Here is a 24,185-nt window from a genome sequence, read left to right on the forward strand (position 1 = left end):
TGCGAAAAACAAACTTGTATGATATAATTTTAAATTGCGTATAATCTGTATTTAATTTAACTTAGGAGTTGTTATGAATGGCAGCAAAATTTGAAGTGGGCAGTGTTTACACTGGTAAAGTAACAGGATTACAAGCGTATGGTGCGTTTGTTGCATTAGATGAAGAAACTCAAGGACTTGTTCACATTTCTGAAGTCACTCACGGTTTCGTAAAAGACATTAACGAACACCTTTCTATCGGTGACGAAGTACAAGTAAAAGTACTTGCGGTTGACGAAGAAAAAGGAAAAATCAGCCTTTCTATCCGTGCGACTCAAGCGGCGCCTGAAAGAAAAGAAAGCAAACCAAGAAAACCGAAAGCGGCTCAAGCTTCTGAAGAAACATCTGCTCCGCAAGGTTTCAACACATTGAAAGATAAGCTTGAAGAGTGGATTGAACAGTCCAACCGCAAAGACCTTATCAAAAAATAATCATCAAAAAAAGCACCGGATATGTATGTTCGGTGCTTTTTTTATGTTTATCTGACTTCCGGATTTGCCGCTTCCTCGCGGGATGTTTCTTCGTTCGGCTTAAACAGCAGGCCGAGATTGATCAGACCGGCGATGCCGACAAGACCGTAAATAATCCGCGACAGAGCTGATCCTTGGCCGCCGAAGATGGCTGCTACTAAATCAAATTGGAAAAATCCGATCAGTCCCCAGTTAATAGCGCCGATAATCGTTAATACGAGACAGATACGCTGAATAACACTCATGTAAACAACCTCCTCTATGAATTCGTGAAACAGTTATAGATTGTGACAAAGCAAAGAATCTATGCATACTACATTCTCCGCCGTGTAAATCACACACTGTCTCAAGCTGTACAAGTGCCTTTCCCGGGAAGCCGCTGTCTGTAAACCGCGTGATGTGCCGTCAAAAAAGCGGATTGCTTTACATTGAATGTCATCTTTCTGCATAATATAAAGCCAAAGGAGGAGATGTCATGCAAAACTTTACATATTGGAATCCGACCAAATTGATTTTCGGAAAGGGAGAGGTCGAAAAACTTCCTGAAGAAATCAAGCCGTACGGAAAGAATGTACTGCTCGTATACGGGGGCGGCAGCATTAAGCGCAGCGGTCTTTATGATCAAGTAACCGAACTGCTGAAAAAAGCAGGAGTTACCGTACATGAATTGGCAGGCGTAGAGCCGAATCCGCGTGTCTCAACGGTGAACAAAGGTGTTGCGCTCTGTAAAGAAAACAGCATCGATTTCTTATTGGCCGTCGGCGGCGGAAGTGTCATTGACTGCACGAAAGCCATCGCGGCGGGCGCTAAATATGACGGCGACGCGTGGGATATCGTCACGAAAAAACACCAGCCGAAAGAAGCGCTGCCGTTCGGAACAGTGCTGACCCTTGCGGCAACCGGTTCGGAGATGAACTCCGGATCAGTCATCACAAACTGGGAGACACAAGAGAAATACGGATGGGGGAGCCCGCTCGTTTACCCTAAATTCTCTATTCTCGATCCGGTAAACACATTTACCGTTCCGAAAGACCACACCATTTACGGCATGGTCGATATGATGAGCCATGTGTTTGAACAATATTTCCACCACACGTCAAACACGCCGTATCAGGACCGGATGTGTGAATCGCTTCTGCGCACGGTGATTGAAACAGCGCCGAAGCTGATCAATGATCTGGAGAACTACGAGCTTCGTGAGACGATTTTATATACAGGCACGATCGCATTAAACGGAATGCTGTCAATGGGCGCAAGAGGGGATTGGGCCACACACAACATCGAGCATGCGGTATCAGCGGTTTACGATATACCGCACGCCGGAGGTTTAGCGATTCTGTTCCCGAACTGGATGAGACATGTGCTCAAAGAAAATCCGGCCCGCTTTAAACAGCTTGCCGTCCGTGTTTTCGATATAGACGAGACAGGCAGATCAGATGAAGAGATCGCACTTGAAGGAATCAGCAAGCTGTCTGATTTCTGGACGAGCCTCGGCGCTCCGAACAGACTCGCTGATTATGATATTTCTGATGAGAAGCTGGATACGATTGCAGATAAAGCGATGGCAAACGGAGCATTCGGACAGTTCAAGTCACTGCAGAAAGAAGACGTGCTTGCGATACTGAAAGCATCATTGTAATAACATAAAGGGGGCGGCCGGATTGGCAGCTCCTTTTTTTCTGTGTTATAGTAATTCCCTTACGATTTTTTTGGAGGTCATGATAAATGGAGAACTTTACTTACTACAATCCGACGAAACTGATTTTCGGAAAAGGTCAAATCGACCAATTGAAAAAAGAGCTGAAGCAATACGGGAAAAACGTGCTGCTTGTTTACGGAGGCGGCAGCATTAAGCGAAACGGCCTGTATGACCAAGTAACAGGCATCTTAAAAGAAGAAGGCGCAACCGTTCATGAGCTTGCGGGCGTTGAACCGAACCCGCGTCTGGAAACGGTAAATAAAGGAATTGAGCTGTGCAGACAGCATGAGATTGATTTCCTTCTCGCAGTCGGCGGCGGAAGTGTCATCGACTGTACAAAAGCGATTGCGGCCGGTGCGAAATATGACGGCGACGCATGGGACATTTACAGCAAAAAAGTAACGGCGCAGGACGCACTCCCGTTCGGCACGGTGCTGACGCTTGCGGCGACAGGCTCTGAAATGAACCCTGATTCCGTTATCACAAATTGGGAAACAAACGAAAAATTCGTATGGGGCAGCAATGTCACTCATCCGCGTTTCTCCATTTTAGATCCTGAGAATACTTTCAGCGTTCCGGAAAACCAAACCGTATACGGCATGGTGGATATGATGAGCCACGTATTTGAACAATACTTCCACAATGTTGAAAACACGCCGCTTCAGGACAGAATGTGTTTTGCGGTCCTTCAGACGGTAATTGAAACAGCACCGAAACTTTTGGAAGACCTTGAGAACTATAAGCACCGTGAAACGATTTTATACGCGGGTACGATCGCATTAAACGGCACGCTGCAAATGGGCTATTTCGGCGATTGGGCTTCCCATACGATGGAGCACGCCGTATCAGCGGTGTATGACATCCCTCACGCGGGAGGACTTGCGATTCTGTTCCCGAACTGGATGAGATACACGCTGGATACAAATGTAGACCGTTTTAAAAACCTGATGCTCAACATGTTTGACATTGATACTGAAGGCAAAACGGATAAAGAAATTGCGCTTGAAGGGATCGATAAATTGTCCGCGTTCTGGACAAGCCTCGGTGCACCGTCCCGCCTTGCGGATTATGACATCGGTGAAGACAAGCTTGAGCTGATCGCAGACATCGCCGCAAAAGAAATGGAATACGGCGGATTCGGCAATTTCCAAAAACTGAACAAAGATGACGTACTTGCCATCTTAAAGGCGTCACTGTAAGATACATTCCCGGCCGGGGTGAAGATGAAATAGATTTTCAAGCTGCAGATGTAATCACATGCTGCGGATTTGACTCCCTGTTTCTGTACATTTAGCAGAAAAGGATTAATTAACTTTGCGATTGCCGATCATCTATTTACACAAAATCTAAATCATGAAGAGCCTTGCTATACTTCGAATTTAAAAAAGGGGCGCTGATTCAATCAGCGCTCCTTTTATGCATTTTGTGTACTAAGGTCCCGCTGAGCCCCCATATAGCTTCCCATTAAGTTTTGATAACCGGGAAGATGACTGGAGATTAATGCGCCAAAACCTTCAACATCGTTGCGCCAATCACGCTGAAGCTCGCATGCTACGCTGAACCAGTTCATAAGCTGCGCGCCGCCATGAGCCATACGGGTTAGTGATGCATCTGCTACTTGCTTATTAAACGTCCCCGAAGCATCTGTCACAACAAACACTTCGTAGCCTGCTTTAATGGCAGAAAGCGCAGGAAAAGCAACGCAGACATCTGTAACTACACCTGCGATAATCAGCTGTTTTTTGCCAGTCGCTTCAATGGCTTTAACAAAGTCTTCATTGTCCCATGCATTAATTTGTCCGGGACGGGCTATTTTTGGCGCATCAGGAAAGAGATCAACGAGTTCTTGCATGAGCGGTCCGTTGGGTCCGTTTTCAAAGCTGGTTGTTAAAATAACCGGTAAATCAAAGAATTTAGCCGTATCACCGAGAGCCAATACATTGTTTTTAAATTCATCAACGCCATAGTCACGCACGAGACCGGAAATAAGGCCGGTTTGATGGTCAACTAAAAGCACGGCAGCATCATCTTTTGAAAGACGGGAATAAAGATCAGACATTTTATAATCCTCCTTGAATTAAGGCAAGTAAGTTTGTGAATTGAAAACGGTAAATCTATTCATATGCTGTATAGATAGAAAGTTATTTCTGAGGTGACTTTTCGTGAGGGTGATGATCCTTCAATTAATCTGGAACGGGAACCGGAGCATAATCAATCCAATGGATGAACTGTTGTAAATAGCGTTGAAGATAACATTTCGTTTGTTCATCCGTAAGTATGTTTTGAGCGGAATCAATTTTCTCATGGACTTGCGAAATCAGCATTTTTTGAAATGGCAAAACATTGACTTGCATAGCTTCGAGTACTTCCCTCATTTGCGTTTGACCAAAGGCAGTGCCGAACCCTCCGGGGGTTGCTCCGATTAAGCCAACCGGTTTTCTGTTTAAAACAGAAGAGGTCCGCGGTCTCGATGCCCAGTCCAATGCGTTTTTTAACACCCCGGGGATTCCGGAATTGTACTCTGGACTTACAATGATGATGCCGTCAACGTCTTGTATATCAGCTCTAAAGGATGTTACGGAGTCTGGTGCTCCGGCAATTTCTAAATCTTCGTTAAAAAAAGGAAGACTGTCTATTTCAACCCAGCGAAATTGAGCCGCATTATCTAAGTCAATCAATGATTGAGCAATTGCTCGATTATACGAGTTTTTTCGTAAACTTCCGCAAATAAGACCAATGGTTTTAGTCATAAAATCACCTCCCGGTTTAAAATCACTTTCATCTTAACATGATACTCCAAATATAGACACTATTTTTAAAAATGGACATTTATGCCTTAATATGCCTTCGCGGCAGCCTCTCAAGAGGAGTACTATATAAAAAGAACCGGCCCATCGGGATTGGCGATGGATGTCATCCTGCTCCAAAGTAAAGGTGATACGTTCCTGGATCATCAACATTCGATTCGTTCCCCCTCTCACGATTATTACAAATATAACCATATCGAATCCGGGATATTGTATAAAAAATGAACGCATCTTTAGCGCAAATCCCGTATTCATCCGGCCTTCTTCATGACTTGATTTAGCGGGTGAGTTCATATAAAGTGAAAGAGAAAACAATTCACCGTGATGGAGGGACAAGCAAATGACGCATGTACGCTTTGATTACTCAAGAGCGTTACCTTTTTTCAATGAACATGAACTTACATACGCACGTGATTTCGTAAAAACGGCACACCATAATATCCATGAAAAAACAGGCGCCGGAAGCGACTTTTTAGGATGGGTGGACCTCCCTGAAAACTACGATAAAGAAGAATTCGCGCGCATTAAAAAAAGCGCTGAAAAAATCAAATCAGATTCAGACGTGCTTCTCGTCGTGGGTATCGGCGGTTCATACTTAGGCGCCCGCGCGGCGATTGAAGCGCTCAATCATTCTTTCTATAACGTCCTGCCGAAAGACAAGCGCAAAAACCCTCAAGTTATCTTTATCGGCAACAATATCAGCTCAACTTATATGAAAGATGTTATGGATCTTTTAGAAGACGCTGATTTCTCTATCAATGTCATTTCTAAATCAGGCACGACGACGGAACCTGCAATCGCTTTCCGGATTTTCCGCAAACTTCTTGAAGAAAAATACGGAAAAGAAGAAGCGAAAGCGCGGATTTACGCGACGACAGATAAAGAGCGCGGCGCTTTAAAAACGCTTTCTAATGAAGAAGGCTTCGAATCATTCGTTATTCCTGATGATGTCGGCGGACGTTTCTCCGTTCTGACAGCGGTAGGCCTTCTGCCGATTGCGGTAAGCGGGGCTGATATCGATGAAATGATGAAAGGCGCTCTTGATGCAAGCAAAGACTTTTCCAGCTCGGAATTAGAAGAGAACGCGGCTTACCAATACGCCGTCGTCCGCAACGTTCTGTATAATAAAGGAAGAACCATTGAAATGCTCATCAACTATGAGCCTGCGCTGCAATACTTTGCGGAATGGTGGAAGCAGCTCTTCGGCGAAAGTGAAGGAAAAGATGAAAAAGGCATCTATCCTTCTTCCGCTAACTTCTCAACAGACCTTCACTCTCTCGGTCAATACGTGCAGGAAGGCAGACGCGATCTGTTTGAAACTGTATTAAACGTTGAAAAACCGAAGCATGAGCTGACAATTGAAGAAGCGGAAAATGATCTCGACGGCTTAAATTACTTAGCCGGAAAAACGGTCGATTTCGTCAACAAAAAAGCGTTCGAAGGCACGATGCTTGCCCATACAGACGGAAAAGTGCCGAACTTAATTGTCAACATTCCGGAGCTTAATGCATATACATTTGGATATCTCGTCTATTTCTTTGAAAAAGCGGTGGCGATGAGCGGTTATCTGCTCGGAGTCAACCCGTTTGATCAGCCGGGTGTTGAAGCCTATAAGGTGAATATGTTCGCGCTTCTCGGCAAACCGGGCTTTGAAGAGAAAAAAGCAGAGCTTGAAAAACGCCTTGAAAAATAAAAAGAAGGGCTGGCCCTCAGCATGACGGGTCAGCCTTTTTTAAACCGTGAAAGGTGTGTTGATGAATGATACGACTCTTATGTAAGCATGCCGTCATTTCCGTCTGTTCCGCCGCTATTGTCTATTCGGCACTAAAACTGTCTCCTGAATCCCTCTTACAAACCATCCTGTTTTTCGCTTTCCCTCTCGGCTTGTTTACGGACATGGTCCGGCTGAAACTGAAGATTGGCCGGATGCATACGCTGATCACGAAGTGCTCTCTCTATGCCGCCGTTTTCTATATTTCAACGGAAGCCGTTCTCTCCGCAATTGTGACGTATGTTCTGATTGAATGCGCCGTTATCTTTATCCGGCGTCTGTCTGCCGCTCCCGATTCTTCCCGGGCGCCGTATGAAGATGCCGCAGAGCGGGGACGCTAAAGACAAAAAGGAGCATATGCACATGATCAGCATACCATCTTCACTTGAAGGGCAATCGTTTTTACTCCGCGAACTGGAACAGGTGCTGAAACCGATCGGTTATACCATCGGAGGCGGCTGGGAGTATGACCGCGGTTTCTTTGATTACAAAATTTCCGATCAGGACGGCTATTTATTTCTCCGTATCCCTGTTGAAGCAAATAAGGGACACCTGGATGAACGGGGGGCCGCCGTTACAATCGGCACACCCTTTTTGCTGAGGCACGTCTATCAGCAGGCAACGGATGATCACGCAGGCGGCGGTGTTTTTGAGTCATTATTCAACCAATTCTCCGAGCCGAAACGGCGGGATGCGGCAATTGACCGCTCATATACAGATATCGGCATCTCGCTTGTGAAAGAGCTGGAAGACGTCCTGCTGCATTAAAGAGCCAAAAACAGATCAGTATCGAGCACCTTGTATGACAGGGGAGGGGTCAGCATTGGCCCCTCTTCTTTTTGTATGCCGATGATCGTGGTATTCCGTTTGAGATAATAGAGCGCACAGTCATGATAAGATGAGCCCTTTAATTCCCCGGGAACGGGAATGATGCGAACCTTTTTCTCCAGCGTCAGATCTGACAGCGTTTGCGGTTTGGCAAGCTGCAGCTTGACCCGGTAATGCTCAAACATCACCCGGCTCGACAGCCGTGATGTGCACAGAATCTTATTAGCTCCTGCGCGCTCGGCGTTTTTGACATACCGTTCCGTTAAAATTTCCACGATACAATAAACGGACGGATGCAGCCCTTTGATGGCGAGAAGCGTTAATACCGACAGCATATCAGCTTCGGATTCATTTTTCTGCTGATCCGCTGTCAGAATGACGGTATCGGCTTCCGTAACATTCGCCTTATTGAGCGTACTGTCATCAGCGGCATGTCCGCGGATGAAATGGACGTTTTCAATAAGCGGCCCTTCCCTTAATGAATCATCAATCAGGACGACAGTTTTTGACGGCGCGATGTGCTGCAGTTCTTTCAGCAGCATATGCGATTTCTCATTCCATCCGATAAGAATGACGTGCCCTTTGCCTTTAAAGGCGACCTTCCCTTCGACATAGCGGTGCTGTTTGCTGAATACGGCTGAAGAAAGCGTGGCGAAATAGGCGGTCACAAAACTCGCTCCGCTTAATACAAGCACCATGCCGGCAATCTGCCCGAGCGGCGTCTGGGGAACGTAATCGCCGTAGCCGACCGTGGCCACCGTAATAACCGCCCACCAAACCCCTTCAAACACAGACGTGAATTGCTTCGGTTCAAGCATGTAAATGAGTTGGCCGAACAATAAGATCAAGGCGATAATGATCAGTCCGATCCGAACATATAACGGCCATCTCAGCCAGGAAATAAAAATACGGTTTGATTTCATTCGTCCGGCTCTTCTTTCGACAGAGAGATGGATAAAATCTGCTTAATAATGGTGTTTAGTTTTTCGTCCAGCTGTTCCTGGCCGTATGAGTCACGCGCATGTCTGATTAAATCGGCCGTCTCATCTTCAAACTGAATGAGAGGCTCGTCGTTTTCCGATTCATTATAGAGCTGGATAAAGGCGTCAAGCCCCTCGTTCATTCTGTCTATCGCATTGCTCAGCTGTTCTTTCTCGCCATTTGTCACTTTCATGTCGATCACACCTGTATCTTTTTTTATACAGTATGTCCCAGTTCGTTTGATGTCTTTCAAAAATCGACGAAAACATATTCACCCTTATTTTTTCATATGATAAAGAAAGCGGACCGAAAAAGGGTGAGTCGAATGACAGTCATTCAAAAACTGCTGGCGGCGCTGGCCGGAGCGCAGCTGCTCGCTTCGGCGGCCGTATTGCTTATTTTTGATTTGAATGGACACAATCATATGTCCGGCGGATTTTCATGGCTTGTTTTTGCAAAAGAGACCGCAGGCACGTTTCCGTTTTACATCGGAATGGCCGGGTGTATCCTCATCATGCTCGGAGGATTGATTCCTGTCAGAAAAAAGAAGCGGATTTCTGTACAGGAAAGCGGACAATCATTAAAATAATATATAAGCAGATCGTACGATATAAGAGAAAAAGGAAGAGGATAATATGCTGTTTATCTTTTTAACAATTGCTGCATTGGGATTGTCGTTTTGGGCACAATTTAAAGTGAAAAGCAATTTTCAGAAATACTCAGACGTAGAAGCTTCCAGTCAGCGGACGGGGGCGGAAACGGCAAGACGGATTCTTGATATTAACGGTTTATATGATGTGCCGGTAGAACCGGTAAGAGGCACTTTAACAGACCATTACGACCCGACGGAGCGGGTGGTGCGTTTATCTGAGCCGGTATATTACGGCCGCTCCATTTCCGCCATTTCCGTCGCTTCCCATGAAGTCGGACATGCTTTGCAGCATCAGGAATCATACGGCGCGCTTGTGCTGAGGCACAAAATTTTTCCGGTCGTCAATTTTGCCTCCGGGGTTGCCCCTCTGCTTTTCTTGGGCGGGATGCTCCTGGGCAGCTTGAACTTAATCGGACTCGGCATTATTTTGTTTTCGGCCGCTGTTTTTTTCCAGCTTGTCACACTGCCTGTCGAGTTTAATGCCAGCGCGAGGGCGAAGCGGATTATCGTGTCGGAAGGATTCATTCGCAACAGTGAAGAACACGGCGTGAATAAAGTGCTGAACGCCGCCGCGCTGACGTATGTGGCTGCGGCGCTCGTTTCATTATTCGAGCTGCTTCGTTTTGTGATGATTTTCTTAAATGGTCGTGATGAGAATTAACACGAAGGAGGTGGCCCCTTACCGTTTGCGGTAGGGGTTTTTTTGCTTATATTAAAACTGATTCTCATTATGCTGTTAATCGGATTAACGGCCATCTTTGTCGCTGCGGAATTTGCGATTGTCAAAATCCGCGGTTCAAAAATTGCGGAGCTGGTTGAAACCGGAGACAGCCGGGCGCTCGCGGCGCACAGGGTGATTTCAAATCTCGATGAATATTTATCAGCGTGCCAGCTCGGCATTACGATTACGGCGCTCGGACTCGGCTGGCTCGGTGAACCGACGATTCAGCGGCTTCTTCATCCTGTTTTCAGCCTGATCGGAATGCCGTCATCTATTACGCACGTCGTCACGTTTATTGCGGCGTTTATCGCCGTTACGTATCTGCACGTCGTCATCGGAGAGCTTGCGCCGAAAACGATATCCATTCAAAAAGCCGAAGCCGTCAGTCTGTGGACGGCAAAACCGCTCATTCTGTTTTATAAAGTGATGTATCCGTTTATTAAGCTGTTAAACGGCTCAGCCGGATTTTTGGTCAAGCTGTTCGGTTTTCATTCGGTGAAAGAACATGAGGTCGTGGTCAGTGAAGAGGAATTGCGGCTGATTTTGTCCGAAAGCTATAAAAAAGGTCAAATCAATCAATCTGAATTCCGTTACGTCAATAAGATATTTGAATTCGATAACCGGGTCGCCAGAGAAATCATGGTGCCGCGCACCGAAATCGCCGCCATCTCGCTTGAACAGTCAGTTGATGAAGCCATACATTTGATCATCAACGAACGGTATACGCGATATCCGGTTATTAAGGAAGACAAAGATCACATTCTCGGCATTATTAACAATAAGGATTTATTTAAAGCGTATTTTCTCGGCCGCTCCATTGAATTAAAAGAAATTATGCGTCCGGTCATCAGAGTCATTGAAAGCATCCCCGTTCAGGAGCTTTTGATCCGTATGCAGAAGGAGCGGATTCATATGGCGATTCTCGTTGACGAATACGGCGGCACGGCGGGGCTTGTGACCGTCGAAGACATATTGGAGGAAATCGTCGGGGAAATCCGTGATGAATATGACCAGGATGAAATGCCCCACATCGTCAAAAAAGGCGAACACCACTATGTGATGGACGGCAAGGCGCTCATAGAAGAGGTGAATGATCTTCTTGATATCGCCATCGAAAATGAAGACATTGACACGATTGCCGGCTGGCTCTTAACACAAAAAATGGAGCTGAAAAATGGTGATGTGTTTCATGCCGAAGGGTGTGAATTTAAGGTGCTGGAAGCGGAAGACCATCATATCCGCTTCGTTGAAATTAAAAAAACTGATTTCTGAGCCTCCTGCTTTTGCAATGAGGCTTTTTTTTATGGGAAAAATGCTTCTTCGTCCCGCTCCTTCATATGATGTAAAGAAAGGAGTGTCGGTATGAAAACGGATTGGTGGAAAACGGCGGCCGTCTATCAAATTTATCCCCGAAGTTTTATGGATTCGAACGGGGACGGAATCGGCGACATTAACGGCATCAGAGCAAAGCTTCATTACATAAAAGAGTTGGGGGCGGATGTGATCTGGCTTTGTCCCGTTTTTGACTCGCCGGGCGCGGACAACGGCTACGATATTCGGAATTATAAACAAATTGCCGGCGAATTCGGGACGATGGAGGATTTTGACCGGCTCCTTGCGGATGTCCATGCACTCGGCATGAAGCTGATTATAGACCTCGTCATCAACCATACAAGCGATGAGCACCCTTGGTTTATCGAATCACGCTCAGCGAAAGATTCCGAAAAACGGGACTGGTACATCTGGAGAGACGGAAAAAACGGCAAAGAGCCGAACAATTGGGAAAGCATTTTCGGCGGATCGGCGTGGGAATATGATCAAGAGACCGGCCAGTATTACCTGCACCTGTTTGACAAAAAACAGCCTGATTTAAATTGGGAAAACGAAGCGATGAGGCAGTCCGTTTATGAGATGGTCCGCTGGTGGCTTGATAAAGGCATAGACGGCTTCCGGGTGGATGCCATTTCTCACATTAAGAAAAAAAAAGGGCTCCCTGACATGCCGAATCCGGACGGTCTCCCATACGTCCCGTCTTTCCCGTATCATATGAATGGGGAAGGCATAATGGATCTCTTGAAAGAGCTGAAACGGGAAACATTTTCGCGCTATCCGATCATGACGGTCGGCGAGGCGAACGGAGTGGCGGCTTGGGAGGCGGCTGATTGGGCCGGTGAAGAAAACGGCGTCTTTCAAATGATTTTTCAATTTGAACATCTCGGCCTCTGGGATACGGAAGATGATCAAAGCATTTCCATTCCGGCGCTTAAGCGCGTCTTGTCCGGCTGGCAGAACAGTCTTGAAGGAAAGGGTTGGAACGCGTTGTTTATGGAGAACCACGATCAGCCCCGTTCCGTCTCGGTATGGGGTGACGAACGGTTTTTGACAGAAAGCGCCAAGGCACTCGCCGCGATGTATATGCTGATGAAAGGCACGCCGTTTATTTACCAGGGGCAGGAGCTCGGAATGACCAATGTTTCGTTTCCATCCATTGAAGATTATGATGACGCCGCAATGAAATATCTGTATGAAAAAGAGACGTCCCGCGGCGTTCCGCATGAAAAAGTGATGAAGATCATCTGGAAGAAGGGCCGGGATAATTCACGGACACCGATGCAATGGAGCGGTGAGGCGAACGGCGGGTTTTCTGATGCTTCTCCGTGGCTCGGAGTGAATCCGAACCACACATGGCTGAATGCTGCATCACAAATGCAGGATGAAACATCCGTATACCATTTCTACAAACGGCTGCTCGCCCTCAGAAAAGAACACGGTGTATTGATCAGCGGCACATATGAATTGCTGCTTCCGAATGACCGGCAGATTTATGCCTATCTAAGAAAAAACGGAACAAAAACCGCCCTGATCATCACAAATCTGTCCCGAACCCCCGCTTTATACAGGCATCCCGGTTATCCGCTTGACTCCGATTCTCTCGTGCTTGCAAACGCGGAAACAGAAGCGCACCGCCATGTGACGTCCTTTCTTTTAAAGCCTTATGAGGCCCGCGTATATATATGGTGAAAAACTTCAGTCCCGAGGCTGAAGTTTTTTGTGATCTGCGTTTATCATCGCGATCCGACAGGAAAAGACAAATACAGAAACGAATATGGGAAAGGAAGAGAAAAAGAAAGGAGGCATTCATATGCTGAAAAAATTGCAGATTCAAACAAACAGACGGGATGAAATGATCGACATCACACATGAAGCTGTAGCGTTTCTCCGCAAAACAGGCGTAAAAAACGGTTTGGCGCTCATATACTGTCCCCATACAACCGCCGGCATTACCATAAATGAAAATGCCGATCCGGATGTGAAGAGGGATATGCTCAGAAGGTTTGATGAAATGTATCCGTGGGAACACGAACTGGACCGGCATATGGAGGGAAATACGGCGGCACATATGAAAGCGAGTACAACCGGCGCCTCCCAGCATGTCATCATAGAAGACGGGCGCCTGATACTCGGAACATGGCAGGGCGTTTATTTTTGCGAATTTGACGGTCCGCGAAACAGAACCTGTTATATCAAAATACAGGCTGAAACGGAGGAAAACACAAATGAGTGAGTGGATGAGTGCATTATCATTAACAAAGCCCGTCATTCAGGCGCCGATGGCCGGCGGGCTGGTCACGCCGCGTCTGGCTTCGGCGGTATCAAATGAAGGGGCGCTCGGAAGCCTCGCTTCAGGATACGTCAGCCCGCAAGCGCTTGAAAAACAGCTTATCGAGATGAAAGACCTGACGGACCGCTCCTTTCAAGTAAATCTTTTCGTCCCGGAAGAAAGGCAGATGCCTGAGGCGGAACTGGTTGAAAAATGGAAAGCCCGCATCCCGAGGGCAAAAGACGCCAAGCCGTTCTCTGATCTGAAAGAAGAATGGAATGATTTCGAGGAAAAAGCGGAGCTTCTGATCCGTTACGGAGTCAAAGCGTGTTCATTCACCTTCGGCCTGCCGCCGGAAGAAACGGCGGAAAAGCTGAAGAAAAGCGGTTGTTTCCTTTTCGGCACGGCGACAACGCCGGAGGAAGCGAAGGCTTTTGAAGAACGGGGGATGGACGCCGTTATCCTTCAGGGAATAGAAGCCGGCGGACATCGCGGGTCGTTTCTGCCGGTTAAAGGAGAACCGGCTCTCGGCCTTATGGCGCTGATTCCGCAGGCTAAAGACGCGCTGAATATCCCGGTCATTGCGGCAGGCGGCATTTTTGACCGCCGCGGCGTGCAGGCGGCCCGATGTTTGGGTGCAGACGGCGTTCAAGTAGGAACACCGTTTCTCCTTTGTGAAGAAAGCAGCGCCTCACCGGCATATCAAAAAGCGATTGCCGAATCAAAAGGAGCCGACACGCGGCTGACCACCCTGTTTTCGGGAAAACAGGCGCGGGGAATCGTGAATCAGTTCATGAAAACATATGAGGCTGACGAGGGAAATACGCTGCCTTATCCGCTGCATAATACGCTGACAAAGCCGATGCGCGGGCACGCGGCTCAATCAGGAGACGCGGAGTATATGTCTTTATGGGCCGGCCAGTCCGCCGCGAAACTTGAAGGGCCGACAGACGTGAAAACCGTTTTGGACGGATTGTGCGAATCATAATCCAGAAATCGTGAGGTGATGGATGATGAAGATTCTTCAAATGTCCTACAAAAAAAGAGGGACTATTGAGTTTGTCTTTGAAGATTTTCCGCATTCCAAAGTCACCATGGCGCCGATTAAAGGGTATTACTTTGTCCGCGCCATTAAATGGAGCCGACGGGACAGAGCCGTCACCCGACATGATTTAGAGAAGTTTGAATGGGCTGCAAACCAAGCGCTCGGCACGACGGCTTTTTACCGGAAAAGAAAAGCATTCCGCATCCCATCGTCAAAATGACAGACGATGGGATTGTTTTAATGCATGATCTGATAAAGCGCGGGTGCATCAAGCCTTGTTGCCTGGTTAAGCAGATAAGCCGGCTGCACGGCATTTTTTTTTCTTAAAGAATTCAATCTCTGGATGATTTGTTCAGCCGTCAGAATCCCGAGACCGTGGGCGAAATATTGATCATTCCCCATCACAATGACATTCTCTCCCCGCCACTGAGCCTTTGCAGGATTAAAATCAGGATTTTTAAAATATAAACAATCTCCCCGTAAAAAGTGGCTGCCGGTTTCCGTGTAGATCGGCAGATGCTCATAGTGCCAGTCATACAAAGTGATATCCCGGAAACGCCGGTTAAACCGTTCTTCACCCATTGTCTTTAAGACGGCCAGATAATAAATCACAACAATGGCGGTAGCGCATTCAAATGCGTAAAACGCCCCATTTTCAATAATGTCCCGAATCGCTTTTGAAGCGGGGATTCTGTACTTCAGCTCCAAGGCTCCTTCCGGCGTCACTCTCCAATAAGCCGTATTTCCGTATGTTTTGGCGAAAGTTGCAAATTTCACACCTGATCCGTGCAGTTCTCTTGCGGCTTCCACAATATGGCGGCGCAGCCGCACCTCGAACATCAGTTCAGCAATCGACCCGTAATCGAATTGTACGGGAGAATTGAGCAGTTCATTTATATACGGAACAAGGCTTTCTTCCGTCTGCCAGTTCGCGATGTCCTGAGGCCGAAGCACTTGGCCGGATATGATAATCATCTGCGCGCCCCTTTCTCTTTTTTTATAAGATATGCAGGAAGCTTGGGCAATGAAAATCAAGTCATAAAAAAGGAGGAAATGTTAACAAAATGTGAAGACTGAGCCGATATATAAGGTATCACACTTGAGGGAGCAGCTTAATATGAAAAAATTCATTAATTGGTGCACAAAGGCATCGATTTCACGTAAATTAATCATTTCATTTATCGTGATCTTAATCATACCGATTCTCGTGTTAGAATTCAGTTCATACCATACGGCGAGCAATTCGCTGGATGATCAGATTTCAGGCAACGCGAAAAATAACATCGAATCTTTTAACACAACGATTACAAATGATATCGGCGCAAAAGCAAAGGCGATTGAATTTTTCAGTGAAACGTTAAAAGGGTCATCCTTCTCAAAGAAAAACATGTCTGCTCTTGAAGAAAAGTTCGGGCAATACACGTCTATTCATAAGGACGTAGCCCGCATTTACGGAGGAACGGAAGACGGCAGCTACGCACAGGCGCCGAAGGAGAATACTCCGGCCGATTACGATCCGAGAACACGCACTTGGTATAAAGACGCTGTGAAGGCCGGCGGCACGCTCGTTGTCACCGACCCTTACACCGCGGCAAGCGACGGCAGGATGGTCGTCACCGTGGCAAAGCAGATGCAGGACGGAACAGGCGTAGTGGCCATGGATATTACGATTGACCAGCTGCTGAAGCAGATGCAGGGAATCAAAATCGGGCAAAAAGGCTTCGTGTTTATCACGTCCAAAAATAAAACCTATGTCGCGCATAAAGACCACAAACCGGGCGATAAAGTTTCAACCCCGTGGCTGAATGAGGTATACAGCAAAGACAGCGGCATTATTTCATACAAGCTCGATGATCAAAATAAAAAAATGGCGTTTACGACAAATAAACTGACCGGATGGAAAATAGAAGGGAGCATGGAGCTCAACGAAATTAAAGACGCCTCACAACCGGTGCTGACGATGGGAATGATCGTCCTTGCAGCATCCATTATCATCGGGGGCATTTTAATTCTGTTGATTGTCAGATCCATTACGTCACCGCTGAAACGGCTTGTCCGCTCTTCTAAACAAATCAGCGGCGGAGACTTGACCGAAACCATTGATATCCGCTCGAAAGATGAATTGGGCGAACTCGGCGCGAGCTTTAATGAAATGGGAGAATCTCTGCGCGGACTGATCAGCGCGATCCAAAACTCTGTCGACAACGTGGCCGCGTCATCGGAAGAGCTGACCGCTTCAGCTTCGCAGACAAGCAAAGCGACGGAACATATTACAATGGCGATTGAGCAGTTTTCAAACGGAAACGAAGAGCAAAGCGAAAAAGTCGATTCAAGCTCAGTCAAGCTGAATCATATAAATGACGGACTCGCCGCCGTTTCCCGCACATCATCATCCATTACGGAAGCATCTAAACAATCGAAGGAAGCTGCCGGCACCGGGGAAGAATATGTGCAGCAAACAGTCGGGCAGATGAATCTCATCAATCAATCGGTCCAGCAGGCGGAAGCGGTTGTAAAAGGCCTTGAGGCCAAATCAAAAGACATCACTCATATTTTAAGAGTCATCAACGGCATTGCCGATCAGACAAACCTGCTTGCGTTAAATGCAGCCATTGAAGCGGCAAGAGCCGGTGAATACGGCCGAGGCTTCTCAGTGGTAGCCGAAGAAGTGCGCAAGCTTGCCGTCCAATCTGCCGGTTCTGCCAAAGAGATTGAAAAACTCATTCAGGAAATCACGGCTGAGATTAATACATCGCTTCACATGTTCACATCCGTTAATGAAGAAGTTCAATCAGGACTTGCCGTAACGGACCGCACGAAAGAAAGCTTCCAGAATATCTTCGGCATGACAAACGATATCGCCGAGAAGCTTCAATCGATGAACGGCACGGTTGAACAGCTGTCAGACAGCTCCCAGCACGTTTCAGCCGCGGTGACGGATATTGCGGACGTATCTAGGGAAAGCGCAGCAAGCATTCAGGATATTGCCGCATCTGCAGAAGAACAGCTTGCATCAATGGAAGAAATCAGCACATCAGCCGATACTTTGGCGCAAATGGCCGAAGAACTGCGGGAATTAACGAAACAATTTAAAATCAACTAGTAAAAAAGGACGCTTTCCGGATGGAAGGCGTCCTTTTTTATAGTGACAGCCGGATAATTAAATAAAAAGTCTTGCATACAAAGGGAGTACATAGAACTATTTTTCATTTATGACTTCATTTTCAATGTAATAAAAAGGGAGTCGGCCGATATAAACAGTAAATGATTGAAAGAGGTTTACAAAATTGAAAAAAACAGCAAAAAAAATCGCCAGAAAATCAATAGCCAAAAAACTTATCATTTCATTTTTACTGATCTTAATTATTCCGGTAGCAGTATTGGCTGCCGGCGCCTACCGTTCGGCGGCTTCATCCGTTGAAAAGCAAATGATGGAAAGCGCCGAAGGAAATGTGCAAATCTTAAACAATATGATTGATGACCGGATCGGAATGTTTACAAAAAGCTCAGCATATTTCAGCGAATGGGCGACAAGCGCTAAATTTAAAGAAAAAAACCAAACGGAAATGCAAGAAAGGTTCAAGCAGTTTATTGAAAGCAATGATAAAGCGTCCGCCGTATTTTCAAGCAGCAAGGAAGGAACGTTTACCCGTTATCCGCATGCCGATATGCCGGCCGATTTCAATCCGCTTGAAAGAAGATGGTATCAGGAAGCCATGGAGAATAAAGGCCAAACCATCATCACGGACCCTTATGAGTCCATCTCAAACAAAAAGATGGTCGTCACCATGGCCCGCGCGGCGAAAGACGGATCAGGCGTCGTCGCCATTGATATAAAAATCGACGATCTCATCACGATGACAAAAGAAGTGAACATCGGAAAAGAAGGATACGCCTTTATCCTCAGCAAAAATAAAAAAGCCGTTGCCTACAGTGATGAAAAAGCCGGCTCGGCGGTATCGGGAAAATGGGTTGATACATTATACAGCGGGCAAAAAGGCGTCTATGAATATACGCTGAACGGGAAAGCGAAAAAAATGGCGTACGTGACCAATGAAGCGACGGGCTGGAAGATCAGCGGAACCATGTCTGTGGATGAAATCAAAGATGCGGCAAGACCGGTTCTGACTCTGGCCGTTATCATATTGGCGATAGCCATTGCCGCAGGGATGATTTTCATTTATTTTGTCATCCGCTCAATTACCAAACCGTTAAAACATCTCGTAGCTTCAGCAGAAAAAATCAGCAGCGGAGATCTGACGGAAACCATTGATGTCAGCTCTCAAGATGAGCTCGGCGTGCTCGGGAAAAGTTTTAATCATATGACAGATTCACTCCGTTCGCTTATTCAAGGAATTCAGGACTCTGTTGAACATGTCGCTTCTTCCTCAGAGGAGCTGACGGCTTCGGCTGAGCAGACGAGCAAAGCAACGGAACATATCACCCTTGCGATTGAACAGTTTTCTAATGGAACGGAAGACCAAAGTGAGAGTATTGATAAAGCGACCGCCCAAGTGAATGAGATGAAAGACGGGCTCAGCGATCTGGCGGAAGCGGCAGCCGTGGTGACGGAAACTTCAATTGAATCGGCGGAGATATCCGGCGCCGGTGAGCGGCTTGTCAAGAAAACAGCCGGCCAGATGGGCGCCATTGACCAATCCGTAAGCAAAGCGGAGCAAGTCGTACAAGGGCTTGAACTCAAATCGCAGGACATCAACAGCATTTTGCGCGTCATTAACGGCATTGCCGATCAAACGAATCTCCTTGCTTTAAATGCAGCCATTGAAGCGGCAAGAGCGGGAGAATACGGACGCGGTTTTTCAGTCGTTGCCGAAGAAGTGAGAAAGCTTGCCGTCCAATCCGCCGATTCAGCGAAAGAAATCGAATCCTTAATTCATGAAATCGTCAAAGAAATTCATACTTCGCTCGGAATGCTGGAATCCGTCAATCACGAGGTGAAAAGCGGACTTCAGTTAACGGACGAAACGGAAAAAAGCTTCCGGGACATTTCCGTTAAAACAAATCAGATTGCCGGTGAACTGCAAAATATGAATGCAACCGTGGAACAGCTTTCTGCCGGGTCTCAGGAAGTATCAAACGCTTCAGAGGATATCGCGGCCGTCTCCAGACAAAGCGCGGCCGGCATTCAGGACATCGCGGCTTCAGCTGAAGAGCAGCTTGCGTCCATGGAGGAGATCAGTTCCTCCGCCGTCACGCTGGAAAAAATGGCGGAAGAATTACGCGAACTGACAAAGCGTTTTAAGATAAACTCTTAATTGAGTCTAAAAGACTAATTTAACAATAGGTAAAAAGTACGTTTCGTTATATTTCTTCTTTTTGGATGTGTATAATTACCCATAATTGCCGATATGAAGGGTAAACACGCAAGAGGAGATATAGCAGATGAAAAAAATTGTGCAAATCATCAAGCAGAGATCGCTTACAAGAAAACTGCTCATTTCTTTTTTGGCCATTCTCATTCTTCCTATTTCAACGCTGGCTTTTATCGCCTATCAATCGGCGGTAAGCACGCTTGACAGGCAGATGATGGGAAGCGCATTAGATAATGTGCAGCAGATTAACGATATGATCAACACAAGCATCAGCCAAAAGGAAGACGGAACGGCATATTTCAGCGATTGGCTCACAAAGGATCGGTACAAGCCGAAAAACCAATCGCAAATTACCGATAAATTCACAGAGTACATGAAGATCAATAAAGACGTGGAATCCATTTTTACGAGTGACACGGAAGGACATTTCACACGGTATCCGGATCTGCAGATGCCTAAAGGATATAATCCGATTGAAAGAGACTGGTATAAAAAGGCCGTGGAAAATAAGGGGAAAGTTGTTGTAACAGATCCTTACCGCACGGCTTCCACCAATACGATGGTCGTGACGGTCGTTCAGCAGACGAAAGACGGCTCAGGAGTCGTCGCCATCAATATGAAAATCGATGAGCTTCTGAAAACGACAAAGAAAGTGAACATCGGAAAATCCGGCTACGCTTTTATCCTGACGAAAGACAAAAAAGTGGTCGCCCACCCGAACCGCACATCAGGCACAGTATTAAACGGGGAGTGGGCCGAACGGCTGTTCACCAGCAAAAAAGGTGATTTTCAATACAAATACGACGGCCAGGAAAAGAAAATGGTTTATGATACGAACAAGCTGACAGGCTGGAAGATTACCGGAACGATGTATCTGGACGAAATTCATGAAGCGGCCCTGCCGATTCTTCATCTGTCCCTGCTCGTTCTCGTATTAGCGATTGTGATCGGAACCATCGTCATGGTGCTGATTATCCGTTCAATCACAAAACCGCTCAAGCAGCTTGTGACATCATCGAAACAGATCAGTGAAGGCGATTTAACAGAAACGATCGAGATCCAGTCAAAAGATGAATTAGGCGAGCTTGGCAAAAGCTTTAACAATATGGCCGCTTCGCTCAGGTCTCTCATCCATGCCATCCAGGATTCCGTGAATAACGTCGCATCTTCCTCAGAGGAGCTGACGGCTTCAGCGGAGCAGACAAGCAAGGCAACCGAACATATCACATTGGCGATCGAACAATTTTCTAACGGAAATGAAAGCCAAAGTGAAAATATTGAAAGCGCGGCGGAACATATTTACCAAATGAACAGCGGGCTTAAAGATATGGCGAAAGCATCTGCCGTCATTACCGAATCCTCCGCCACATCAGCGGAAGTCGCCAATTCAGGCGGAAAGCTCGTCCACCAGACGGTCGGCCAAATGAACGTCATTGACCGGTCAGTGAAAGAAGCTGAACAAGTGGTGCGCGGACTTGAAACAAAATCAAAAGACATTACAAACATTCTCCGTGTCATTAACGGAATCGCTGATCAGACAAACCTTCTTGCGCTGAACGCGGCAATTGAAGCCGCGCGTGCGGGTGAATACGGCCGGGGCTTCTCAGTCGTCGCCGAAGAGGTCAGAAAACTTGCGGTCCAGTCTGCCGATTCAGCGAAAGAAATCGAAAGCTTAATTATAGAAATCGTCAACGAAATCAATACATCTCTCGGCATGTTCCAATCCGTCAACAAAGAGGTGGAGAGCGGACTGGATATTACGAATCAGACCGAAACGAGCTTCAAACGGATTTCTGAAATGACGAACCAGATCGCCGGAGAAATTCAAAATATGAATGCGACGGTAGAACAGCTGACAGCAGGATCTCAGCAGATTTCAGGAGCTTCTGAGCAAATCGCGTCCATTGCAAAAGAAAGCTCCGCCAGCATTCAGGATATCGCGGCCTCCGCCGAAGAACAGCTGGCTTCAATGGAAGAAATCAGTTCGTCTTCGGAAACGTTATCCCAAATGGCGGAAGAATTACGTGATATGACGAAACGATTTAAAATAGATTAATAGGTCATAGAACACCCAAATGTGCTGTTTGGGTGTTTTTTTTAGTTTTTTTAATAAATCTTTTGTCCTATCTGACGATATTAGATTTAGCTTTTCAAAGAAGGAGACTGAAAAAATGAAACAACTGATACATTGGATCAAACAGCCATCCATCAGCAAGCCGCTGATCGCGGCATTTTTAGCCGTATTGGTGCTTCCGGTCGGCATACTCGCCTACTTCAGCTACCAAACGGCGGGGAATTCACTAGAAAGCGAACTGACCCACAGCGCTCAGGGAAATGTCAGCGAACTGAACAGCGTGCTGGAAAACATGCTCGAAGGCAAGCTCAAAGCGATTGACTACTACAGCGAATCAATCACTAAGGAAAAACTGAACACAAAAAATAAATCGGTACTGCTCGACAATATGAAGCAGTACGTCACCGTAAATGACGATGTCGCGTCAATTTACGCCGCGTCTCGCGACAAAGCGTTCGTGAAATATCCGTCCGCTGATATGCCGTCCGATTATAATCCGCTCACGCGCGAGTGGTATACAAAAGCGGTTGAAAAAAGCGGACAGCCGATGTTTACCGAGCCTTATAAAGACGCTGCAACCGGACAGACGGTCGTTACGATTGCCCAGCAGACAAAAGACGGATCAGGCGTTGTGGCGCTTGATATTAATCTTGGCGACCTGCTGAACGCTTCCGAACGCGTCCAGATCGGTCATAAAGGATTTGCCTTCATTACAACGGGAGATAAAAAATACATCGCTCATCCGACTATAAAAGCGGGAACGGAAGGCTCCGGAGAGTGGACGAAAGAAGTGTTTTCCAAATCGAGCGGTTCGTTTGAATACATGTTTGAAGGACAGCAGAAGAAAATGGCCTTCACGACAAACAAACTGACGGGCTGGAAAATCGCCGGCACATTTTTTGTCAGTGAGATCCATGACGCAGCCTCGCCTGTCATGAAAATGGCGCTGATCATCCTGGCGGTTTCTCTTATCGTCGGCGGGGTTTTAATCTTTTTTATCATTCGCTCGATTGCAAAACCGCTCAAAAAACTTGTTTCGACATCAGCTAAAATCAGTGACGGCGATTTAACGGAAGTCATTGACATAAAGTCAAAAAATGAATTCGGGCAGCTCAGCCAAAGCTTCAATGAGATGTCGGCATCACTCCGGTCTGTCATCGGCGTCATCCAATCATCGGTCGAACATGTCGCTTCTTCATCCGAAGAGCTGACGGCATCCGCCGGACAGACAAGCAAGGCGACAGAGCATATTACACTGGCGATTGAACAATTCTCAAACGGAAACGAATCACAAAGCGAGAAATTGGAAGAAAGTGCTGATCACCTTTCCCAAATGAATGCGGGCATTGCCGAGACGGCGAATGTATCGGCGGAAATCACTGAATCCGCCATCCAAACCTCTGAAACGGCCGGAAGCGGAGAAGAATTAGTGGCGAAAACGGTCGGCCAGATGAAAACAATTGATCGTTCCGTACAGCAGGCGGAAGCGGTCGTAAAAGGGCTGGAAACGAAGTCGCACGACATTAAGAGCATTCTGAACGTCATTAACGGCATTGCCGATCAAACAAATCTGCTTGCCTTAAACGCTGCCATTGAAGCCGCCAGAGCAGGCGAATACGGGCGGGGCTTCTCCGTCGTTGCGGAAGAAGTGAGAAAGCTTGCCGTACAATCAGCCGGCTCCGCGAAGGAAATCGAAACGCTGATTCAGGAAATCGTCAAAGAAATCGCCACATCGCTTTCCGTATTCCAAGCGGTGAATCAAGATGTGAAGGAAGGCCTCGATATTACGGATCAAACGGCCGAAAGCTTCAAAAAAATCTCAGAAATGACGACTCAGATTTCAGGCGCCTTACAGCATATGAACGGAACGCTTGAGAAGCTTGCAGCCGGGTCGCAAAATGTGACAAACGCGGTGGAGGACATTACCTCAGTCGCCAAAGAAGGGTCCGCCGGCATTCAAGACATCGCCGCCTCAGCTGAAGAGCAGCTGGCCTCCATGGAAGAAATCAGTTCATCCGCCGAAACGCTTGCGCATATGGCTGAAGAACTGCAGCAGGTCACACGGAAATTTACGATTCAGTCTGAAGACGAAGAACAGCTGTAGCGAGCTGTTTCTTTTCCTCATCTGAAAAAAGCGATACACTAATATAAAAGAAGGGAGTGG

Annotated in this window: 23 protein-coding genes; 17 read left to right on the forward strand and 6 right to left on the reverse strand. The window is 46.8% G+C overall.

Annotation, left to right across the window (positions count from 1 at the left end; all coding sequences use genetic code 11):
* Positions 1-77 precede the first annotated feature (77 nt).
* The gene (gene yugI, locus CXL14_RS08470; RefSeq protein ID WP_007408653.1) at positions 78-470 is read left to right on the forward strand and encodes a S1 domain-containing post-transcriptional regulator GSP13; all 393 of its coding nucleotides are present in this window, start codon (positions 78-80) and stop codon (positions 468-470) included.
* A gap of 47 nt (positions 471-517) precedes the next feature.
* Here yugI and CXL14_RS08475 read toward each other — a convergent pair whose 3' ends face one another.
* On the reverse strand, positions 518-754 hold the full coding sequence (locus tag CXL14_RS08475) for a DUF378 domain-containing protein (protein ID WP_003152104.1): 237 nt from the start codon (positions 752-754) through the stop codon (positions 518-520).
* 230 nt (positions 755-984) lie between these two features.
* On the opposite strand from CXL14_RS08475, the gene CXL14_RS08480 reads away from it, so the two are divergent.
* Both CXL14_RS08480 and CXL14_RS08485 read left to right on the forward strand, forming a co-directional pair.
* Positions 985-2,148: an iron-containing alcohol dehydrogenase gene (locus CXL14_RS08480; RefSeq protein ID WP_014418746.1), complete on the forward strand. Its 1,164-nt coding sequence runs from the start codon at positions 985-987 to the stop codon at positions 2,146-2,148.
* An 86-nt stretch (positions 2,149-2,234) separates the two neighbouring features.
* A complete protein-coding gene (locus tag CXL14_RS08485; protein ID WP_003152109.1) occupies positions 2,235-3,407 on the forward strand; it encodes an iron-containing alcohol dehydrogenase in 1,173 nt (390 codons plus the stop codon).
* A 215-nt stretch (positions 3,408-3,622) separates the two neighbouring features.
* Here CXL14_RS08485 and ycaC read toward each other — a convergent pair whose 3' ends face one another.
* Both ycaC and CXL14_RS08495 read right to left on the reverse strand, forming a co-directional pair.
* Positions 3,623-4,267: an isochorismate family cysteine hydrolase YcaC gene (ycaC, locus tag CXL14_RS08490; RefSeq protein ID WP_014418745.1), complete on the reverse strand. Its 645-nt coding sequence runs from the start codon at positions 4,265-4,267 to the stop codon at positions 3,623-3,625.
* Positions 4,268-4,391: 124 nt separating this feature from the next.
* Entirely contained in the window at positions 4,392-4,958 is a 567-nt protein-coding gene (locus CXL14_RS08495) for an NADPH-dependent FMN reductase (protein ID WP_014418744.1), read from the reverse strand.
* A gap of 397 nt (positions 4,959-5,355) precedes the next feature.
* Between CXL14_RS08495 and CXL14_RS08505 the strand changes: the two genes are divergently transcribed.
* The 3 genes from CXL14_RS08505 (at position 5,356) to CXL14_RS08515 (ending at position 7,554) form a co-directional block, all read left to right on the forward strand.
* On the forward strand, positions 5,356-6,708 hold the full coding sequence (locus CXL14_RS08505; RefSeq protein ID WP_007408647.1) for a glucose-6-phosphate isomerase: 1,353 nt from the start codon (positions 5,356-5,358) through the stop codon (positions 6,706-6,708).
* A gap of 65 nt (positions 6,709-6,773) precedes the next feature.
* Positions 6,774-7,127, forward strand: coding sequence for a hypothetical protein (locus CXL14_RS08510; protein ID WP_014418743.1), 354 nt, complete (start codon positions 6,774-6,776; stop codon positions 7,125-7,127).
* A 22-nt stretch (positions 7,128-7,149) separates the two neighbouring features.
* A complete protein-coding gene (locus tag CXL14_RS08515; RefSeq protein ID WP_014418742.1) occupies positions 7,150-7,554 on the forward strand; it encodes a YugN-like family protein in 405 nt (134 codons plus the stop codon).
* Here CXL14_RS08515 and CXL14_RS08520 read toward each other — a convergent pair.
* A complete protein-coding gene (locus tag CXL14_RS08520; RefSeq protein WP_014418741.1) occupies positions 7,551-8,537 on the reverse strand; it encodes a potassium channel family protein in 987 nt (328 codons plus the stop codon). The genes CXL14_RS08515 and CXL14_RS08520 overlap by 4 nt on opposite strands.
* The gene (locus tag CXL14_RS08525; protein WP_003152123.1) at positions 8,534-8,788 is read right to left on the reverse strand and encodes a protein mistic; all 255 of its coding nucleotides are present in this window, start codon (positions 8,786-8,788) and stop codon (positions 8,534-8,536) included. The genes CXL14_RS08520 and CXL14_RS08525 overlap by 4 nt, the downstream gene beginning before the upstream one ends.
* 132 nt (positions 8,789-8,920) lie before the next feature.
* Between CXL14_RS08525 and CXL14_RS08530 the strand changes: the two genes are divergently transcribed.
* The 7 genes from CXL14_RS08530 to CXL14_RS08560 all read left to right on the forward strand — a co-directional run bounded on the left by CXL14_RS08530 (position 8,921) and on the right by CXL14_RS08560 (position 14,834).
* Positions 8,921-9,184 (forward strand): YuzI family membrane protein, encoded by a 264-nt coding sequence (locus CXL14_RS08530; protein ID WP_014418740.1) that lies wholly within the window; start codon positions 8,921-8,923, stop codon positions 9,182-9,184.
* 46 nt (positions 9,185-9,230) lie between these two features.
* Positions 9,231-9,908: a zinc metallopeptidase gene (locus CXL14_RS08535; RefSeq protein ID WP_003152125.1), complete on the forward strand. Its 678-nt coding sequence runs from the start codon at positions 9,231-9,233 to the stop codon at positions 9,906-9,908.
* 42 nt (positions 9,909-9,950) lie between these two features.
* The gene (locus CXL14_RS08540; protein WP_007408640.1) at positions 9,951-11,240 is read left to right on the forward strand and encodes a hemolysin family protein; all 1,290 of its coding nucleotides are present in this window, start codon (positions 9,951-9,953) and stop codon (positions 11,238-11,240) included.
* Between the two features lie 90 nt (positions 11,241-11,330).
* Positions 11,331-12,989, forward strand: a complete 1,659-nt coding sequence (locus CXL14_RS08545; protein WP_014418739.1) for a glycoside hydrolase family 13 protein — start codon at positions 11,331-11,333, stop codon at positions 12,987-12,989.
* 121 nt (positions 12,990-13,110) lie between these two features.
* Positions 13,111-13,533 carry a secondary thiamine-phosphate synthase enzyme YjbQ gene (locus tag CXL14_RS08550; protein WP_014418738.1) on the forward strand — a complete coding sequence of 141 codons (423 nt, stop codon included), beginning with the start codon at positions 13,111-13,113 and terminating at the stop codon, positions 13,531-13,533.
* On the forward strand, positions 13,526-14,557 hold the full coding sequence (locus tag CXL14_RS08555) for a nitronate monooxygenase (protein ID WP_014418737.1): 1,032 nt from the start codon (positions 13,526-13,528) through the stop codon (positions 14,555-14,557). The genes CXL14_RS08550 and CXL14_RS08555 overlap by 8 nt, the downstream gene beginning before the upstream one ends.
* A gap of 25 nt (positions 14,558-14,582) precedes the next feature.
* Positions 14,583-14,834 carry a hypothetical protein gene (locus CXL14_RS08560; protein ID WP_014418736.1) on the forward strand — a complete coding sequence of 84 codons (252 nt, stop codon included), beginning with the start codon at positions 14,583-14,585 and terminating at the stop codon, positions 14,832-14,834.
* Positions 14,835-14,851: 17 nt separating this feature from the next.
* On the opposite strand, the gene CXL14_RS08565 is transcribed toward CXL14_RS08560, so the two are convergent.
* Entirely contained in the window at positions 14,852-15,589 is a 738-nt protein-coding gene (locus CXL14_RS08565; RefSeq protein ID WP_053285195.1) for a protein-glutamine gamma-glutamyltransferase, read from the reverse strand.
* Positions 15,590-15,731: 142 nt separating this feature from the next.
* Here CXL14_RS08565 and tlpB (CXL14_RS08570) point away from each other — a divergent pair, with 142 nt between their 5' ends.
* From tlpB (CXL14_RS08570) to tlpB (CXL14_RS08585), 4 genes are all read left to right on the forward strand, one after another.
* Positions 15,732-17,717 (forward strand): methyl-accepting chemotaxis protein, encoded by a 1,986-nt coding sequence (tlpB, locus tag CXL14_RS08570; protein WP_053285196.1) that lies wholly within the window; start codon positions 15,732-15,734, stop codon positions 17,715-17,717.
* A gap of 184 nt (positions 17,718-17,901) precedes the next feature.
* Positions 17,902-19,890, forward strand: a complete 1,989-nt coding sequence (tlpB, locus tag CXL14_RS08575; RefSeq protein ID WP_088056432.1) for a methyl-accepting chemotaxis protein — start codon at positions 17,902-17,904, stop codon at positions 19,888-19,890.
* Positions 19,891-20,017: 127 nt separating this feature from the next.
* Complete coding sequence (gene tlpB / locus CXL14_RS08580) at positions 20,018-22,003, forward strand: methyl-accepting chemotaxis protein (RefSeq protein ID WP_014418732.1); 1,986 nt, start codon at positions 20,018-20,020, stop codon at positions 22,001-22,003.
* Positions 22,004-22,118: 115 nt separating this feature from the next.
* Complete coding sequence (gene tlpB / locus CXL14_RS08585; protein WP_088056433.1) at positions 22,119-24,125, forward strand: methyl-accepting chemotaxis protein; 2,007 nt, start codon at positions 22,119-22,121, stop codon at positions 24,123-24,125.
* Positions 24,126-24,185: the final 60 nt, after the last annotated feature.

Origin of the sequence: Bacillus sp. SJ-10 (genome assembly GCF_002843505.1) — a bacterium.
In the GTDB taxonomy this organism is placed as follows: Bacteria; Bacillota; Bacilli; order Bacillales; family Bacillaceae; genus Bacillus; species Bacillus velezensis.